Here is a 3,035-nt window from a genome sequence, read left to right as displayed (position 1 = left end):
CCACCAGCGCGCATCATATTCGCGAAAGCCGGATGGCTTGATCAGCGCTTCGGTTTCGAATTCGAAACTGTTGGGCCGGGCGTCGCCAACGATGCTGAAAGACAAGACTGGAAACTCCGAATGGCAGAAATTACGAATTGTCGAGGGCTGCGGCTTAGCACACAAGGCTTTAGGCCACGTTTATTCCGGAAGGGAATCCGGGCCTTTCGGGCAATGCTCGACGAAAGCCGACGAAATGCGACAGAAGTGCCGCCGTGCCGCTTGCAGGAACCAAGTGTGGCGGCTATAAGCCCGCGGTCTGGTCACGGAGTGTAGCGCAGCCTGGTAGCGCACCTCGTTCGGGACGAGGGGGTCGCAGGTTCAAATCCTGCCACTCCGACCAGAGAAAACAAAGAGTTAGCGCATCCCGACTTCGGCGCTCCACCTGCCCCTCAAGCGAGACTACTCGCGTCCCCCGTCAGTCGGATGGGCGAATTTCTATTCGCCGTGCCTCTGTGACTCGGCCGACAGCGATGCCTCTTGCACTGGACAGTAACCAGACGGTCCAACCGGCCGCCTGATGCCTTCATGCCTGCGCTCGCGGACAGATCCCGGAAAACATCTCAACTGGTACGCGCGTTTCCGCTCAGCGGAGGCCAAAAAAGCTCAAGATCGCTATCACGATGACTACAGCTCCAACGAGCCAAATGATGTTGTTCATGATCTCTCTCCTGCTGCCTGGGGAAGCCCGCGCCTCTGGCGGAGAACGCGGGCCGACCAGCCTTTGCCGACTGATCTGCAGCAGACCACCAAATCGTGATCCCGGCTGCGAGAAATAAACCATCAGGCACGCCTAATGTTCCGTCGTGCGTCCCATGATCATAGGCGCCGGCATCATCACCACGACAGCACTGTCGTGACAGGTTTCGTCCTAACCCATCGGCACCATCCCGTGGTGATCGAACGACGGGTACCGACGCAGGAATCCGGCCCCGATTCTTGATGGGAGTCGGGTCTTGATGGGAGTGGGGCCACGAGAGGCCTTTGGCACGCATCCCAATCACGCCCGCAACCAGACTTAAGTCCAGCCCCTGCCCGACCGAAGTCCAGGTTGGAAACGCTTGCCCTTGCCCCAAATTCGGGTGGTGGGCGAAAATGATCAATGAAAAACTAAAGAGCAGCAGCATGTCGAACCGTGAGACCAAGAAATCCCATGCCCTTGGCATGCGGATGACAGAGATCAAAGCCAGGATGCAGGAAGCCCAGATTACCGAAGACGAGATGAAGACCTTCCAGAAGGTCGCGGCCATCATGGAGGGCGACGAGGGCCTAATCGAGGTTGACGACCTGATTGCCGCGTCATTCCTCACCGACACGACGCTGAACAGCCAGAAGCGTTAAGCGACCATGCCGACGATTAGCAGACTTTTTGATTCCCCCGCCGATGCGGCGCGGGTCGCCAGCGACTTGGTGGCGGCCGGAATTCCTCGCGTACAGATCGCCATCATCGGGCCTTACAATAACGAGGCGGGATCTCTTAGGGTTTCCGCTTTGGGATCGTTACTTGGCGCTGCCGCCGGCGTGTTGGCCTGCCTGAGCGCCGTTGCGGCCCATGGCATCAATCCTCTTGCTGCGAGCGTGTTGCCAGCAGCGGTGGCTGGCGCGGTCTGCGGCGGCGTTGCCGGCGGTCTGTTTGGAACATTCGCCATGGCCGCCATGAAGGCGGATGATCAAGACGTTGCCGAGGGGGTGGTTCTGGTGATGGCGCATGTCGATGAAAATGACGCCGACATCGCTCAGACAGTGCTCGGCGGTTGCTCCCCGTCGACGTTCGTGGCCGAAGCAGCGTAGGAAAGGACCGCCCGACGTCGCCGGGACGGGCTCTCTGCGTTCACCAGTGATTGAACCCAACACGCGCCAGATAGCAATTCGAGTGGCAGAGAATGTTCCTGCGCCGGACGCAAAGGCTGGCCGGTGGCAGGTTTCTTCGCGGGCCGCATATTTTGACGAAAAGGTCCGTCGGCTTTAGGGTCGATGGACCTGATGGAGTCAGCCAAACGGCGGGCCGAGTGCGACATGAATTTGAATTCAACCACAGCCCCGCCCTTGATTCTTGTGATGACGCTGGTTCTCTTCACTGGCTGTTCATCGCTCGGCAGAACCGTCGATGCAGCGAAATACGATTCGATGACGTGCACCGACCTCAACAGGGCGATGGGAGACGTCGCCCGTGACATCTCGCAAACGGCAATCACGCGCGGCAAGGTGGCCAACACCAATGTTCCACGCTGGCTGCTCGGCGGCTCACGCGTGAAGACCGCGGTAGCCAACCGCGAAACAGCCAGGATCGACCGGCTTAAGCAGCAACAGGATGCCATTGCCGCTGTGCGAGCACGCAAGTGCCCCAGGTCCGCGAATTGAGCGGACAGCCAATGCCTCGGTGCGGAGCCCGGTTCAGGCGCTCAGGCGAAATCGCGTCACGTCGATCGCCGCGGCCATCAGCGTCTGTGTGTAGGCGTGCCGCGGATCGCTGAAGATCGCCTCAGTCGGCCCTTCCTCGACGATCTTGCCCTGTTTCATGACGATGATGTAGTCGGCCATGGCGCGCACGACCGACAGATCGTGGCTGATGAAGAGATAGGACAATTCGTGGTCCGCCTGCAGCTTGCGCAGCAGTTCGACGATCTGTTTCTGCACAGAGCGATCGAGCGCCGAGGTCGGCTCATCCAATACCACCAGCCTGGGCTTCAGGATCATGGCGCGAGCAATGGCGATGCGCTGCCGCTGGCCGCCGGAGAATTCGTGCGGGTAGCGATTGCGTGCGTTGGGGTCGAGGCCGACCTCGCGCAAGGCGTCGACCGCGCGTTGATCACGCTGCTTGCCCGAAAGATCAGGCTCATGCACCAGAAGTCCTTCGGTGATGACTTGGCCGACGGTCATGCGCGGCGACAGCGAGCCGAACGGATCCTGGAAGACGAGCTGCATCTGGCGCCGCAGCGGCCGCATCGCCTGCCTGTCGGCTTGGGAAATGTCGCGATCACCGAAACGGATAAGCC

4 protein-coding genes and 1 tRNA gene are annotated in these 3,035 nt (G+C 60.2%); 4 read left to right on the top strand and 1 reads right to left on the bottom strand.

Features of this window, described 5'->3' with window-relative positions; genetic code table 11:
- The first annotated feature begins 305 nt into the window (after positions 1–305).
- The 4 genes from EN984_RS28525 (at position 306) to EN984_RS28505 (ending at position 2,400) form a co-directional block, all read left to right on the top strand.
- Positions 306–382 (top strand) — tRNA-Pro (locus tag EN984_RS28525).
- 827 nt (positions 383–1,209) lie between these two features.
- Positions 1,210–1,380: a hypothetical protein gene (locus EN984_RS28515; protein WP_348628068.1), complete on the top strand. Its 171-nt coding sequence runs from the start codon at positions 1,210–1,212 to the stop codon at positions 1,378–1,380.
- A 6-nt stretch (positions 1,381–1,386) separates the two neighbouring features.
- On the top strand, positions 1,387–1,830 hold the full coding sequence (locus EN984_RS39040) for a hypothetical protein (protein ID WP_236382860.1): 444 nt from the start codon (positions 1,387–1,389) through the stop codon (positions 1,828–1,830).
- Positions 1,831–2,055: 225 nt separating this feature from the next.
- A complete protein-coding gene (locus tag EN984_RS28505) occupies positions 2,056–2,400 on the top strand; it encodes a hypothetical protein (protein WP_127270013.1) in 345 nt (114 codons plus the stop codon).
- Between the two features lie 33 nt (positions 2,401–2,433).
- Here the strand turns inward: EN984_RS28505 and EN984_RS28500 are convergent.
- The coding region (locus EN984_RS28500) for an ATP-binding cassette domain-containing protein (RefSeq protein WP_164765706.1) at positions 2,434–3,035 on the bottom strand (602 nt) is incomplete at its 5' end.

Origin of the sequence: Mesorhizobium sp. M7A.F.Ca.CA.004.12.1.1 (assembly GCF_003997835.1) — a bacterium.
Classification (GTDB): domain Bacteria; phylum Pseudomonadota; class Alphaproteobacteria; order Rhizobiales; family Rhizobiaceae; genus Mesorhizobium.
The sequence above is the reverse complement of the archived record's forward strand: the minus strand, read 5'-3'. Positions and strand labels throughout refer to the sequence as shown.